Source organism: Salinarimonas ramus (assembly GCF_014645695.1).
GTDB lineage: Bacteria > Pseudomonadota > Alphaproteobacteria > Rhizobiales > Beijerinckiaceae > Salinarimonas > Salinarimonas ramus.
Genome location: NZ_BMMF01000010.1, coordinates 159,077 through 172,840, shown reverse-complemented (window position 1 = coordinate 172,840; position 13,764 = coordinate 159,077). Strand labels below are relative to the sequence as shown.

The following is a 13,764-nucleotide window of genomic DNA, read 5'->3' as shown; positions in this document are numbered from 1 at the left end:
AGAATGCACGCTCGCTCGCTCCTCGTCGCGGCCGCGCTGGCGGCGCTGACCGCAGCCGCCCCCGCCGCCGCGCAGGACAAGACCCTGCGGGTCGGCACCTTCCTGGCGCCGCAGGGCGTCTGGCACGGGCCGCTCGCTCACCTCATCGAGACGGTCAACGCCAAGGACGTGGGCCTCACCCTCGAGCTCGTGGCCGACCCGTCCTCGGTGAGCCCCTTCCAGCTCGGCAACGCCGTGCAGGGCGGCGTCGTCGACATGGCCTACATCTCGGGGGCGTTCTACACGGCGCTCGTGCCGGAATCGGACGCCAACAAGCTCTTCAACATCCCCGTCCAGGAGCTGCGCGAGAACGGCGCCATGGAGCTCCTCGACGAGATCCATCGCGAGCGCATGGGCGCGGTCTTCCTGGGCAAGCTCGGCGACGGCATCCAGTACCACCTCTATTCGTCCAAGCCCCTCGAATCGACCGATCTCTCCGGCTGGAACATGCGCGGCACGCCGCTCTACCGGCCCTTCCTCGAGGCTCTGGGCGCCAACGTCGTGCAGATGCAGGGCTCCGAGGTCTATCCGGCCATGGAGGGCGGCGTCATCGAGGGCTACGCCTGGCCGCTCTGGGGCATCGGCGATCTGGGCCTCCTCGAGGTGACGGAGCATCGCGTCGAGCCCGGCTTCTACAACGCCGAGATCAGCGTGATCATGAACGAGAACAGCTGGAACGGGCTCACCCCCGAGCAGCAGGCGGCGCTCACCGAGGCGATGATCGAGACCGAGGCCTGGTTCATCGACTACCGCAACGAGGTCGACGCCGCCCAGCGCGCGCTCCAGGACGAGGCCGGCATCGAGGTGATCACCTTCTCCGAGGAGGAGAACGCCAAGATGGTGCAGACCGCGGACGACGCCGGCTGGGCCGTGGTGATCCAGAACTCGCCGCAATACGGCGAGCGCATCAAGGAGCTGACCTATCGCTGAGGTCGGCCCGCGCGAAGCGTAACGAGGAACGGGGACGATGGCGGCTGTGCGCCTGCTCGACCGCGCGGTCGGGCTCCTGATCGAGGCGTTCGGGCTCCTGTCCGGAATCGTCATCGCCTTCATGGCGCTCGCCATCAGCGCCGAGGTGGTCGTGCGCGCGCTCGGGCTGCCGGCCTTCGGCTGGACGCTCGAGGTCAGCGAGTACGGCCTCCTCGTCGTGGGCTTCCTCGGTGCGCCGTGGGTGCTGCGCCATTCGGACCACATCCGCGTCGACGTGGTGCTGCGCTCGGTCTCCCCGCGCGCACGCCACTGGATGCTGCTCTTCGCCAACGCGCTCTCGGCGCTCGTGTGCTTCGTCCTCGCCTGGTACGCCGCGAGCGCGGCCTTCGAGGCGTTCGCGCGCGGGTCGCTGCTGTTCAAGTATCTCGTCATCCCGCAATGGTGGATCCTGGCGATCCTCCCGGTGGGGACGACCCTGCTCGGTCTCGAATTCGTCGCGCGACTCGCCCGCCGCCTCGCCGGGCGGCCGGTGGCGCAGGAGGAAGAGTTCGGGGAGGCCGTGCTGTGAGCGGTCTGTCCTGGGAGATCGTGCTCGGGCTCATGGGCGGCGGCCTCGTGCTCCTGATGGGGCTCGGCGTCCCCGTCGCCTTCGCCTTCCTCGCCATCAACCTCGCCGGCGCCTGGTTCATCCTGGGCGGCGAGGCGGGGCTCAAGCTGCTCGCGCTCAACGCGACGGAGGCCGTGGGCTCGTTCGCCCTCGTGCCGATCCCGCTCTTCATCCTGATGGGCGAGCTCCTGCTGCACACGGGCCTCGCCACCCGCGCCATCGCGGCGATCGAGAAGCTGATCGTCGGCGTGCCGGGGCGCCTTTCGCTCGTGGCGGTGACGAGCGGTGCGGTCTTCGCCTCCCTGTCGGGCTCGACCATCGCCAACACCGCGGTGCTCGGGCGCGTGCTCCTGCCGGACATGCTCCGGATGGGCTATCACCCGGTCCTCTCCATCGGCCCGGTGCTGGCCGTGGGCGGCATCGCCATGCTGATCCCGCCCTCCGCGCTCGCGGTGCTGTTCGGCTCGCTCGCGGGGATCTCGATCTCGGGCCTGCTCATGGGCGGCATCCTGCCGGGCCTGATGCTGGCGGCGCTGTATTTCGCCTTCATCATCGTCGCTTCGCGCCTGCGCCCGGGGCTCGCGCCGCCGGACCCCGTGGAGCGCCTGCCGTTCCGCACCCGGGTGAAGCCGTTCCTGATCTATGTCCTGCCGCTGATGGGAATCGTCGTCGTCGTCGTCGGCTCGATCCTCGCCGGCATCGCGACGCCCACCGAGAGCGCCGCGCTCGGCTCGATCGCGACGCTCGTCGCCGCGGCCGCCTATCGCTCGCTCGACTGGGCGGCGCTGCGCGCGGCGCTTCTGGGCACGGCGAAGACCTCGGCGCTGATCCTGATCATCATCTCGGGCTCGATCACCTTCTCGCAGATCCTGTCGTTCTCCGGCGCGAGCCGGCAGCTCATCGGCATCGTCACCGAGATCGGCCTCGAGCCGCTGGTGCTGGTGGCCGCGATGCTGCTGCTTGCGCTCCTTCTGGGCACGCTGATGGACCAGGTCAGCATCATGCTGATCACGCTGCCCTTCTTCATGCCGCTCGTGAACCAGGCGGGCATCGACCCGATCTGGTTCGGCGTGATGATGCTCGTCGCCCTCGAGATCGGCCTGATCACGCCGCCCTTCGGGCTCCTCCTCTACATCATGCAGTCGGTGGCGCCCAAAGGCGTGGGGATGCGCGACATCGTGGTGGGCATGGCGCCGTATCTCGGGCTCGAGCTCGTCGGGCTCGTGCTCCTGTTCGCCTTCCCCGCGATCGCGCTTTGGCTGCCCGGATTGCTGCGATGACGACACCCGAGGATCTGAACGAGGCGCGCTACGGGGGAACGCACGGCCGGGTCTACCTCACCGGCGTGCAGGCGCTCGCACGGCTGCCGATCGACCAGGCGCGGCGCGACCGTGCGGCCGGGCTCACCACGGCGGGATACGTCTCCGGCTATCGCGGCTCGCCGCTCGGCACCTTCGACAAGCATCTGGCGGAGGCACACGCCCACCTCGCCGCGCACGACGTCCTCGCCCAGCCCGGGCTCAACGAGGACCTCGCGGCGACGGCGGTCTGGGGCACGCAGCTCGCGGCGTTGAACCAGACGCGGCGGGTCGATGGCGTCTTCGGCCTCTGGTACGGCAAGGGGCCCGGCGTCGATCGCTCGGGCGACGCGCTCAAGCACGCCAACATGGCCGGCACGAGCGCGCTCGGCGGTGTCGTGGCGGTGGCGGGCGACGATCACGGCGCCTCGTCCTCGACGGTAGCGCACCAGTCCGATCACGCCTTCATCGCCGCGCAGATCCCGATCCTCGCACCGGGCAGCGTGCGCGAGATCCTCGAATACGGCCTCCTCGGCTTTTCCATGTCGCGCTTCACGGGCCTATGGGTCGGCATGAAGGCGACCACTGAGGTGGTGGAGGGCGCGAGCGCCTTCGAGATCGCGCCCGAGCGCCCCGCGATCCACCTGCCGGAGGGTTTCGAGGCGCCGCCCGGCGGCCTGCACGTGCGTTGGCCCGACAATCCCCCCGCGGCGGAGCGACGCCTCGCCGCGCGGATGGAGGCGCTGCGTGCCTTCGCCGACGCCAATCGAGGGCTCGACAGGGTGCTGATCGAGAGCCCCCGCCCGCGCCTCGGCATCGTCGCCTCGGGGAAGGCCGCGCACGACGTGCGCGCGGCGCTCGCGCTGCTGGGCCTCGACGAGACGGAGGCGGCGGCACGCGGGCTCTCGCTGCTCAAGCCCGGCCTGATCTGGCCGCTCGCCGCGGGGCGCATGCGCAACTTTTCGCGGGGTCTCGAGACGCTCCTCGTCGTCGAGGAGAAGCGCCCCGTCGTCGAGGACCAGCTCGCGCGCATCCTCATCGGCACGGACGCGCCGCCGCGCCTCCTCGGCAAGACGGACGAGGCGGGGCGCCCCCTCGTGCCGAGCGTCGGCCTCCTCGACCCGGCACATCTCGCGGCGATCCTCGCCGAGCGGCTCCTCGCCATCGATCCGAGCGACACGGCCGTCGCGCAGGCCCGCGACGCGCTGCGCGCCCGCGAGGCGAGCCGGCCCGCGCCCGCGCCGCCGGGGCGCGCGCCCTATTTCTGCGCGGGCTGCCCGCACAACGTCTCGACCCGCGTGCCGGAGGGGTCCAACGCCATGGCCGGCATCGGCTGCCACGGCATGGCGACCTGGGTGCCGGACCGCGCGATCGTCTCCATGACGCATATGGGCGGGGAGGGGATGCACTGGGTCGGCCAGGCGCCCTTCGTCACGGAAGCGCACCGCTTCCAGAACATGGGCGACGGCACCTACGCGCATTCCGGCTCGCTGAACGTCCGCGCCGCGGTGGCGGCGGGGGTGACGCTCACCTTCAAGATCCTGTTCAACGACGCCGTCGCCATGACGGGTGGCCAGCGTGTCGAGGGCGCCCTGACGGTCGACGCCATTGCACGCCAGGCGCTGGCGGACGGCGTCTCCGCGGTGGCCGTCGTCGCGGACGATCCGAGCCGGCATCGGGGGCGGCTTCCCGCCGGCGTCACGCTCGACCATCGCGACGCTCTCGACGGCGTCCAGCGGCGGCTGCGGGAGATGTCGGGCGTCACGGTCCTGATCTACGACCAGGTCTGCGCCACCGAGAAGCGCCGGCGCCGCAAGCGCGGCACGGCGCCCGCGGCGGAGCGGCGGGTGATCATCAACGAGCGCGTCTGCGAGGGCTGCGGCGATTGCTCGGCGAAGTCCGGCTGCATCGCAATCACGCCGGTGGAGACCGACTTCGGGCGCAAGCGGCGCATCGACCAGTCGAGCTGCAACGTCGACACCTCGTGCCTGAAGGGCTTCTGCCCGAGCTTCGTGACGCTGGAGGGCGCGCGTCCCCGCAGGCGCGCCGGCGCGCCCGAGGCGCTGGCGCGGCTCGCGGACATTCCCCTGCCGGAGCCGGACCTCGCCGACGGCACACGGGCGCATACGCTCGTCCTGCCGGGGATCGGCGGGACGGGAATCGTCACGACGGCGCAGGTGCTGGCCAATGCCGCGGACCGCGCGGGTTTGTGCGTCAGCGCGCTCGACATGGCCGGCCTCGCCCAGAAGAACGGCGCCGTCGTCAGCTACCTGCGCATCGGCGGCAGCGACGTCGACGCGCCGGCGAAGCCCGCGCCCGGCTGCGCGGACCTTGTTCTCGCCGCCGACCTCGTGGTCGCGGCCGCACCCGCGATCCGCGATCTCGTCGGGCGCGGGCGCACGCGGGTCCGCGCCAATGCCGACGTCGCGCCCTCCCTCGCTTTCGTCTTCGACGGCGCCCTCGATCTCAGCGGACGCTCGGAGCGCGCCGCCCTGCGCGACGCGGCCGGGGCGGAGGCGCTCGCGACCATCCCCGCCGAGCGGCTCGCCCGCGCGGCCTTCGGCGACACCATCGCCGCCAACATGATCCTCGCCGGCTTCGCCTGGCAGCAGGGGCTCGTGCCGATCCCGCTTCCCGCCATCGACGCGGCCATCGCGGCGAACGGGGTGGCGATCGAGGCGAACCGGGCCGCCTTCGCGCTGGGGCGGCGCTACGCCGTCGCCCCCGAGGCGGTCGCGGGCGCGTTCGAGGCGCAGGTGAGCCTGGAGGAAACGGCGCCGGCGGAGAGCGCGGGTGCGCTGATAGAGCGCTACGCACGGGAACTTGAAACGTATCAAAGCGGCCGCTATGCTCAGCGGTACCGTCGTGCGCTCGCCGACCTGTCTACCGCGGAGGCTCGTGTCGCGCCGGAATCCGATGCGTTGGTTGCAACCGCGGCCCGCGCTCTCTACAAGCTCATGGCCTACAAGGACGAGTACGAGGTCGCGCGGCTCCAGGTCGATCCGGCTTTCGTGCGCCGCATCGCGGAGGAGTTCGACGGCGTGACCCGCATCGTGCACCATCTCGCGCCACCCGGTCTCACCGGGCGCGACCCCGTTACCGGCGAGCCGCGCAAGCGCGCCTTCGGGCCGTGGATCAGGCCGGTCCTGCACGGGCTCGCGGCAGCGCGGCGCCTGCGCGGGACGCCGCTCGATCCGTTCGGCTGGAACGCGGAGCGGCGCGAGGAGCGTGCGCTCGTCCGGGACTACGAAGAGCTCCTGAGCACCTTGTCCATGCGATTGACCCCCGACAATCACGACCGCGCCTGCGCCCTCGCGGGGCTCGCCCTGGAGATCCGCGGGTACGGCCCGGTGAAGGCCCGCGCCGTCGCGCGCTACCGCGAGGCGCTCGCCTCCGGCCTGCGGAGCCTCGACGCGCCCGCGGCACCGACGCGCGCGCCCCTGACGGAGGCGGCCCGATGAGCGGTGCCAAGTCCTCGACCGCCCGCGGCCGCCTGCGCACGCCCCGCCGCGACGGCGCGCGCCGCACGGCGATCGTCCGGCGGGCGACCGAGATCTTCAAATCGAAAGGCTTCGCCCACACGACGATCGAGGACATCGCCGAGGCGGTGGGCGTCACGCGCGAGGCGATCTACTACTATTTCCGCGACAAGGCCGAGATCCTTATCGAGATCATCAAGCCCGAGAGCGACTACCTCGTCTGGGGCCTCGAGCGGATCCTCTCCCTCGACGTCTGCTCGCGCAAGAAGCTCGTCATGGCGGTGGAGAGCCATATGATGCGCTTCAACCCGAACTACCTCGAGATGGCCATCGCCGTCCGCGAGCTCAACGGAACGACGCGCGACCCGCGCATCGCCTCGCTCCGGCTCACCTGGCGCCGCTACACCACGCTCTGGATCCGGCTCATCGAGGAGGGGCAGAGCCAGGGCACGCTCGACCGTGGTCTCGAGCCGAGGCTCGTCGCCTTCGCCATCCTGGGCATGCTGAACTCCGCCTCGAGCTGGTTCGACCCGAGCCGCGGCTCGATCGCGCAGCTCACGGACACGTTCGTGCGCCTCGTCGCCACGGGCGTGCTGGCGGAGGGCGTCCCGGCGCGCTCGGACGTCTATGCCGGGCTGCGCCCCCCGCATGCGCCCGACGATTCCGAGACCGAGCCCGCGCGGGACGAGGCGGACGCGGACGACGTGCCCGACGAGGACGATCTGCCCGACGACGCGGAGCAGGCGGAGCGCTTGCCGATTGCGAAGGCCTGAGCTGTGCGCGCCTGCGCGACCCGCGCGTGCATGGATGCCCGCAAAAGCAAGTCTCGCGCCGGATGTCTCGCGATCCGTGCACCGGGCGGTGCACACCGTCCGGAATAGCCGCACGACCGCTCTCGACCTAACCTCATAGTGCGATGAACCCCGCGATACGCAGCCGCCGGTGGCGGGTGCGTCGCATTGGAACGCCGAACGATTGCCGGAGACGACCATGGACGCTGCCGACCTGCGCGCCCTGCAAGCCCCTCTCAAGCAGAGGTACCGCGAGGACCCGCAATCCTCGATCATCACGATGAAAGCCCAGGGCACGCTCGATTCCGAAGCCGTGGCCTGCAAGGTGGAGACCGCCCGCGCGGTGGCGGTCGCCGGCCTGCACAAGGCAGCCGGCGGCACCGGGGCGGATCTCTGCTCCGGCGACATGCTGCTCGAGGCGCTCGTCGCCTGCGCCGGCGTGACGCTCAAGGCGGTGGCGACGGCGCTCGAGATCCCGGTGCGCTCGGGCACGGTGCGGGCCGAGGGCGATCTCGACTTCCGCGGCACGCTCGGCGTGGACAAGGAGGCGCCGGTGGGCTTTCGCGCCATCCGCCTCGCCTTCGAGGTCGACGCGGACGCGACCGACGAGCAGCTCCAGCGGCTGCTGACGCTGACGGAGCGCTATTGCGTCATCTTCCAGACGCTGAGCCACCGCCCCGACCTGAAGGCGACGCTCGCCAAGGGCTGATCGCTCACCGAGACGGCCGCCGCTCCCCAAGGCGGCCGTCTCGCGTCTCACACGACCTGCAGCGTGATGGCGCCGAGCCCGGCGATGCTCGCGCGCATGGTCTCGCCGCGGTTCACGGCGCCGACGCCCTCCGGCGTGCCCGTGAAGATCACGTCGCCGGCGAAGAGCTCGTTGTAGCGCGACAGGTAGGCGATCTGCTCGGCCACGGACCAGATCATGTCGGAGAGGTCGGCCGATTGGCGCGGCACGCCGTCGATCTCGAGCCGGATCTCGCCGGAGGCGATGTGACCCACCTGGGAGACCGGATGGATCGGTCCCACGGGCCCCGACAGGTCCGCGCCCTTGGCGAGCGCCCAGGGGCGGCGCAGGCTCTTCGCCTCGTCCTGCAGGTCGCGCCGGGTCATGTCGATGCCCACCGCATAGCCGAAGACGAGATCGAGCGCCCGCTCCACCGGCACGTCCCGTCCGCCGCGGGAGAGCGCGCAGACGAGCTCCGCTTCGAAATGGTAGTTCGCCGTCATCGGCGGGTAGCAATGCTCGGCGATGGCGTCCGCCGGCACGGGCTGGAGCGCGTCCGTCGGCTTCATGAAGAAGAAGGGCGGCTCGCGGGTCGGGTCGCCGCCCATCTCGCGGGCGTGCGCCGCGTAGTTCCGGCCGACGCAATAGACGCGCCGCGCGGGAAAGAGCGCGCTCGATCCCGCGACGGGCAGCGCGGGCGTCTCGGGGGCGGGGAAGACGAAGGTCATGGGCTGAGCCTCTCGCTCGGGCGTAGCGTCCGTCATTCCTAGACGAGGGCCTCGGGGAGCGCCACACGCATGCCGGCCGGGCTCACAGGAGCCCTTCCGCCAGCGCCGCGACGGCGACGTATCGCCCGCCCTTGGCGAGGACGACGATCGGGAGGAAGAGGAGGAGCGGCGTGCGCATCACGCCGGCGACGACCGTCAGCGGATCGCCCACGATCGGCGTCCACGAGAGCAGCAGCGAGGCGACGCCCCAGCGCCGGTAGAGCGCCTCCGTGCGCGCGTAGCGCTCCCGCGAGACGGGGAAGCGCGGGTGGTCGCGGAAGCGCACGAGATAGCGGCCGATGCCCCAGTTCACCGCCGATCCCGCGACGTTGGCGACCGTCGCCACCAGGATCGCGAGCCACGCCGCCGTCTCGCCGAGCGCGAGGAGCCCCACGAGGGCCGCCTCCGACGTGCCGGGCAGCAGCGTCGCGGAGGTGAAGGCGGAGAGGGCGAGGGCGGCGAGCGCGGCGATGTCGCCCAAAGGCGGCTCCTCGGCGTTGCAGGGATGGGTGGCCTTGCGGCTGCGCGCGATCTCGCATCGGACGGTGCGCGGTGCAAGGGGTGACCACGTCGCCCCGCTCCGTGCTAAAGGAGACGCCCCGCAGCCTCGAACCCGCCGGACGACCATGAACGACGCCACCTCGACCGCCGAAGCCGCCCTCGTCGCGCGCCTCGCCGAGCGCCTCGGCGCCGCGCACGTCGTCTCCGCGCTCACCGACATCGAGCCGCATCTGATCGAGAGCCGCGGGCTCTATCGCGGGCGCGCCCTCGCCGTGGTGCGGCCCAGGGACGTTCACGAGGTCTCCTTCGTGCTCGCCCAGTGCTCCGAAGCGGGCTTGCCGGTGGTGCCGCAGGGCGGCAATACCGGGCTCGTCGGCGGCGGCGTGCCGCATGGCGGCGTCGTGATCTCGCTGGCGCGGCTCAACGCGATCCGCGGCCTCGATCCGGTCAACGCCACGATCACGGTGGAGGCGGGCGTCACGCTCAAGACGATCCAGGACGCGGCGGACGAGGCGGACAGGCTCTTCCCGCTCTCGCTCGCGTCCGAGGGCACCTGCCAGATCGGCGGCAACCTCGCGACCAATGCCGGCGGCACCGGCGTGCTGCGCTACGGCAATGCCCGCGACCTCGTTCTCGGCCTCGAGGTCGTGCTCGCCGACGGGCGGATCTGGAACGGGCTCAAGGGCCTGCGCAAGGACAACACGGGCTACGACCTCAAGCACCTCTTCGTCGGCTCGGAGGGCACGCTCGGCATCATCACGGCGGCGGTGCTGAAGCTCTACCCCAAGCCCAAGGCGACGGTGACGGCATTCCTCGGCTGCGAAGGGCCGCAGGCGGCGCTCCAGGTGTTCGAGCGCCTGCGCGAGGGGGCCGGAGACCAGCTCACGGCCTTCGAGTACATCCCCCGCTTCGGGCTAGAGCTCGTGCTCAAGCACGCCGACGGCGTCACGCGCCCGCTCCAAGGCGAGCACGCGGCCTACGCCCTCGTCGAGCTTTCCTCGCCGCGGGCGGACGCGGATCTCGCGAGCGTGATCGAGACCGTGCTCGGCGCCGCGATCGAGGAGGGGCTCGTCGAGGACGCGACGATCGGCGCGAGCGAGGCGCAGAACGCGGCTTTGTGGAAGCTGCGTGAGATGCTGTCGGAGGTGCAGGGCCGCGAGGGCGGCTCGATCAAGCACGACGTGTCCGTGCCGGTCTCGCGCGTGGCGGACTTCATCGTCGAAGCCTCGACGGCCTGCGAGGCGGCGATGGACGGCATCCGCGTGTGCGCCTTCGGCCATTTCGGCGACGGCAACATCCACTTCAACCTCACCCAGCCGGTGGGCATGGAGAAGGCGGCGTTCCTCGCCGAATGGGAGCGCTTCAACCGCATCGTCCACGACATCGTCCACGCCTATGACGGCTCCATCGCCGCCGAGCACGGGGTGGGACTGATCAAGCGCGACGAGCTCAAGCTCTACAAGGACCCCGTCGCGATCGAGATGATGCTGGCCGTCAAGGCCGCTCTCGACCCGCGCGACACCCTCAACCCGGGCAAGGTCGTGGCGCTCTCGCCCGAGGCGCCCGCAGCCCTGCCTGGACGCTGAGCGCCACGAGACCGATCATGACCGAGAAGACGATCGACATCCTCTCCATCGGCGAGCCCCTGATGGAGCTCGCCGAGACCGGCACCGCCGAGGGCCGGCTCTACGCGCCGGGATTCGGCGGGGACTGCTCCAACGTCGCCATCGCCGCCGCCCGCCAGGGCGCGCGCGCGGCCATGGCGACGGCGGTGGGCGACGACACGTTCGGCCAGGCCTTCCTCGACCTTTGGGAGAAGGAGGGCGTCGACACCTCCGCCGTGATCCGCCGCGCGGGCGAGCGCACGGGCGTCTACTTCATCTCCTACGGGCCGGACGGCCACGATTTCAGCTATTACCGCCAGGGCTCGGCCGCGAGCCTCGTGAGCGTTGCCGAGCTGCCGCGCGAGGCGATCGCGCGCGCGCGCATCGTCCACGCCTCCGGCATCAGCCAGGCGATCTCGCCCTCCTGCACGGACGCGGTGTTCGCCGCCATGCGGACGGCGCGCGAGGCGGGGGCGCTCGTCTCCTACGACACGAACCTGCGCCTGCGGCTGTGGCCGCTCGACCGCGCCCGCGCCATCATCCAGGCGGCGGCCGGGATGGCGGACATCGTGCTCCCGGGCCTCGACGACGCGCGCCAGCTCACCGGGCTCGACCGGCCGGAGGAGATCTGCGCCGACTACCTGCGGCTCGGCGCGCGCGTCGTGGCGCTCACGCTCGGCAAGGACGGCGCAATGATCGCGACGGGGGAGGGCGCGCCGACGGTGATCCCGGCGCGGCGCGTCGACGCCATCGACGCCACGGGCGCGGGAGACGCCTTCGACGGGGCCTTCCTCGCCGAGTATCTCCGCCACGGCGACGCGCTGCGCGCCGGCGCCTACGCCAACGCGGCGGCGGCGCTCTCTACCACCGGCATCGGCGCGGTGGCGCCGCTCCCGACCCGCGAGCGGGTGGAGGCGTTCCTCGCCGACCGTTAACGGAGCAATCCGAAATGGCATAGGTAGGAACACGGAAGCTGCGACACTTTAACGAAGTTTAGACGCCCCGCACGCGAAATCGGGTCTACGAACCGACTGAAGAAGCGACGTGCGAGGTGCGCCATGGGGCAAGCGATTACACCGACGCAGAGAGAGGTGATGTTCGAGAAGTCGGACCTCATCGTCTCCAAGACGGACCTGAAGGGCCGCATCACCTACGCGAACGCGACGTTCTGCGACATTTCCGGCTATTCCGAGACGGAAGTCATCGGCCAGCCCCACGCCATGATCAGGCATCCGGACATGCCGCGCGCGGTCTTCCGGCTCCTGTGGGACGCGATCCTCGCCGGGCGCGAGATCTTCGCCTACGTGAAGAACATGACCAAGACGGGTGATCATTACTGGGTCTTCGCCCACGTGACGCCCTCCTTCGACGGCGCGCGCCAGGTCACGGGCTTCCACTCGAACCGCCGCGTTCCCGACCGAGCCGCGCTCGCCAAGATCGAGCCGCTCTATCGCGAGCTGACGCGCATCGAAGCCGGCCACAAGAACGGCAAGGAGGCGCTCGCCGCCTCATCCGCGCACCTCTCTTCCGTCATCGGCGCCAAGGGGCACGATTATGATCGCTTCGTCTTCTCTCTCTAAGGCCGGCCTCGGCCTCGGCGTCGCCGGACTGGGAGGGATCGGCCTCGCGCTCGGCGGCCCCGCTCTCGAATCGACCACGACGCTGGCGAGCGGCGGCCTCGGCCTCGCCGGGCTCGTCTATGCGGGCGCCATGCTGCGCCGCGTGAACGCCGCGCTCGCGCGCACGACCGATATCGTCCGCCGCATCGGCCGCGGCGACTTCGAGGCGCGCCTCGTGGGCATCCGCGAGGGCGGCGGGCTCGGCGCGCTGATGCACCAGGTCAACGACACGACGGACCGCATCGACGCCTTCGTGCGCGAGGCGGCGGCCTCCATGGAGGCCGTGCGCAACAACAAGTACTACCGCCGCATCCTCCCCGACGGGCTCGAAGGCGCGCTCGGCGGCGCGGCGCTCACCATCAACGAGGCGACCGCGGTGATCGAGAGCCGCGTCGCCGCCTTCAACGCCTCCACCGCCTCCTTCGAGGAGGCGATCGAGGCCATCGTCTCGACCCTGTCGGAGGCCTCGCGCACCATGGGCGAGATGGCCGCGCAGATGGAGACCGGCGCCGGGACGACGAACGAGCGCGCCAGCGCCGTCGCCGCCGCCTCCGAGGAGATGGCGATCTCGGTCGAGACCGTCGCGTCCGCGGCGACCGAGCTCTCGGCCTCCGCCCAGGAGGTCGTCGACGAGGCCCAGCGCTCCGCCGATCGCGCCCGCCAGGCGGTGGCGCGCGCCGGCGAGACGCAGGCCATCGTCGAGGGGCTGTCGGGCGCCGCCGAACGCATCGGCAAGGTGGTCGAGCTGATCAACGCCATCGCCGACCAGACGAACCTGCTCGCCCTCAACGCCACCATCGAGGCCGCACGCGCAGGCGATGCCGGGCGCGGCTTCGCCGTCGTCGCCGCCGAGGTGAAGACGCTCGCGGGACAGACCGCGAAGGCGACCGAGGAGATCGCCGCCCAGGTGAACGAGCTGCAATCCGCGACGTCGGGCGCGGTGGGCGCCATCACCGACATCGGGCGCCTCATCGAGGAGATCGACCGCGCCTCCTCTCAGATCGCCAACGCCATCGCCTCCCAGACCGCCGCCACGGCGGAGATCGCGCGGAACGTCGAGCAGGCCTCGTCGGGCACGCGGAACGTGACGGAGAACATCCACGGCGTCTCCGAGAACGTGCAGGGCTCGCGCCGAACGGCTGGCCAGGTGCTTTCGGCGGCGGCCGACGTGGAGGCGCAGGGGCGGCGCCTCGGCGAGGAGGTCCGCGCCTTCCTGGTGGCCCTGCGCCGTGGCCCGATGGACCGCCGCAAGGAGGAGGACCCGAGCTATGCCGGGCCCGAGCGGCGGGAGGATCGCCGGGAGGAGCGCAAGCCCGTGGCCATGCGCCGCGCGAGCTGAGAAAGAGCGAGGGCAGCGGTGGACAAGTCCGCCGCCGCTCTTGCCTTCGTACACCATCCGTTC

12 protein-coding genes are annotated in these 13,764 nt (G+C 71.4%); 10 read left to right on the top strand and 2 right to left on the bottom strand.

Annotated elements, in window-relative coordinates; genetic code table 11:
- The first annotated feature begins 3 nt into the window (after window positions 1–3).
- From dctP to IEX89_RS16965, 6 genes are all read left to right on the top strand, one after another.
- Window positions 4–969, top strand: coding sequence for a TRAP transporter substrate-binding protein DctP (dctP, locus tag IEX89_RS16990; RefSeq protein WP_188914439.1), 966 nt, complete (start codon window positions 4–6; stop codon window positions 967–969).
- 37 nt (window positions 970–1,006) lie between these two features.
- Window positions 1,007–1,537, top strand: a complete 531-nt coding sequence (locus tag IEX89_RS16985; protein ID WP_188914438.1) for a TRAP transporter small permease — start codon at window positions 1,007–1,009, stop codon at window positions 1,535–1,537.
- Entirely contained in the window at window positions 1,534–2,856 is a 1,323-nt protein-coding gene (locus tag IEX89_RS16980) for a TRAP transporter large permease (RefSeq protein WP_210317657.1), read from the top strand. Before IEX89_RS16985 ends, IEX89_RS16980 begins: the two co-directional genes overlap by 4 nt.
- Window positions 2,853–6,335: an indolepyruvate ferredoxin oxidoreductase family protein gene (locus tag IEX89_RS16975; protein ID WP_188914437.1), complete on the top strand. Its 3,483-nt coding sequence runs from the start codon at window positions 2,853–2,855 to the stop codon at window positions 6,333–6,335. The genes IEX89_RS16980 and IEX89_RS16975 overlap by 4 nt, the downstream gene beginning before the upstream one ends.
- On the top strand, window positions 6,332–7,126 hold the full coding sequence (locus tag IEX89_RS16970; protein WP_188914436.1) for a TetR/AcrR family transcriptional regulator: 795 nt from the start codon (window positions 6,332–6,334) through the stop codon (window positions 7,124–7,126). Before IEX89_RS16975 ends, IEX89_RS16970 begins: the two co-directional genes overlap by 4 nt.
- 217 nt (window positions 7,127–7,343) lie before the next feature.
- On the top strand, window positions 7,344–7,853 hold the full coding sequence (locus IEX89_RS16965) for an OsmC family protein (protein WP_188914435.1): 510 nt from the start codon (window positions 7,344–7,346) through the stop codon (window positions 7,851–7,853).
- Window positions 7,854–7,900: 47 nt separating this feature from the next.
- Here IEX89_RS16965 and IEX89_RS16960 read toward each other — a convergent pair whose 3' ends face one another.
- A complete protein-coding gene (locus tag IEX89_RS16960; protein WP_188914434.1) occupies window positions 7,901–8,599 on the bottom strand; it encodes a fumarylacetoacetate hydrolase family protein in 699 nt (232 codons plus the stop codon).
- Window positions 8,600–8,681: 82 nt separating this feature from the next.
- Entirely contained in the window at window positions 8,682–9,119 is a 438-nt protein-coding gene (locus IEX89_RS16955) for a YqaA family protein (RefSeq protein ID WP_188914433.1), read from the bottom strand.
- Between the two features lie 145 nt (window positions 9,120–9,264).
- On the opposite strand from IEX89_RS16955, the gene IEX89_RS16950 reads away from it, so the two are divergent.
- The 4 genes from IEX89_RS16950 to IEX89_RS24635 all read left to right on the top strand — a co-directional run bounded on the left by IEX89_RS16950 (window position 9,265) and on the right by IEX89_RS24635 (window position 13,701).
- A complete protein-coding gene (locus IEX89_RS16950) occupies window positions 9,265–10,725 on the top strand; it encodes an FAD-binding oxidoreductase (RefSeq protein WP_188914432.1) in 1,461 nt (486 codons plus the stop codon).
- 17 nt (window positions 10,726–10,742) lie between these two features.
- On the top strand, window positions 10,743–11,678 hold the full coding sequence (locus IEX89_RS16945) for a sugar kinase (protein WP_188914431.1): 936 nt from the start codon (window positions 10,743–10,745) through the stop codon (window positions 11,676–11,678).
- A gap of 123 nt (window positions 11,679–11,801) precedes the next feature.
- Entirely contained in the window at window positions 11,802–12,323 is a 522-nt protein-coding gene (locus tag IEX89_RS16940) for a PAS domain-containing protein (protein ID WP_188914430.1), read from the top strand.
- Window positions 12,298–13,701, top strand: coding sequence for a methyl-accepting chemotaxis protein (locus IEX89_RS24635; RefSeq protein ID WP_188914429.1), 1,404 nt, complete (start codon window positions 12,298–12,300; stop codon window positions 13,699–13,701). Before IEX89_RS16940 ends, IEX89_RS24635 begins: the two co-directional genes overlap by 26 nt.
- Window positions 13,702–13,764: the final 63 nt, after the last annotated feature.

Coding starts and splice junctions, on each gene's coding strand:
- IEX89_RS16975 (WP_188914437.1), top strand. CDS start 2,853: ATGACGACACCCGAGGATCTGAACGAGGCGCGCTACGGGGGAACGCAC.
- IEX89_RS16945 (WP_188914431.1), top strand. CDS start 10,743: ATGACCGAGAAGACGATCGACATCCTCTCCATCGGCGAGCCCCTGATG.
- IEX89_RS24635 (WP_188914429.1), top strand. CDS start 12,298: ATGATCGCTTCGTCTTCTCTCTCTAAGGCCGGCCTCGGCCTCGGCGTC.
- dctP (WP_188914439.1), top strand. CDS start 4: ATGCACGCTCGCTCGCTCCTCGTCGCGGCCGCGCTGGCGGCGCTGACC.
- IEX89_RS16970 (WP_188914436.1), top strand. CDS start 6,332: ATGAGCGGTGCCAAGTCCTCGACCGCCCGCGGCCGCCTGCGCACGCCC.
- IEX89_RS16965 (WP_188914435.1), top strand. CDS start 7,344: ATGGACGCTGCCGACCTGCGCGCCCTGCAAGCCCCTCTCAAGCAGAGG.
- IEX89_RS16950 (WP_188914432.1), top strand. CDS start 9,265: ATGAACGACGCCACCTCGACCGCCGAAGCCGCCCTCGTCGCGCGCCTC.
- IEX89_RS16960 (WP_188914434.1), bottom strand. CDS start 8,599: ATGACCTTCGTCTTCCCCGCCCCCGAGACGCCCGCGCTGCCCGTCGCG.
- IEX89_RS16940 (WP_188914430.1), top strand. CDS start 11,802: ATGGGGCAAGCGATTACACCGACGCAGAGAGAGGTGATGTTCGAGAAG.
- IEX89_RS16985 (WP_188914438.1), top strand. CDS start 1,007: ATGGCGGCTGTGCGCCTGCTCGACCGCGCGGTCGGGCTCCTGATCGAG.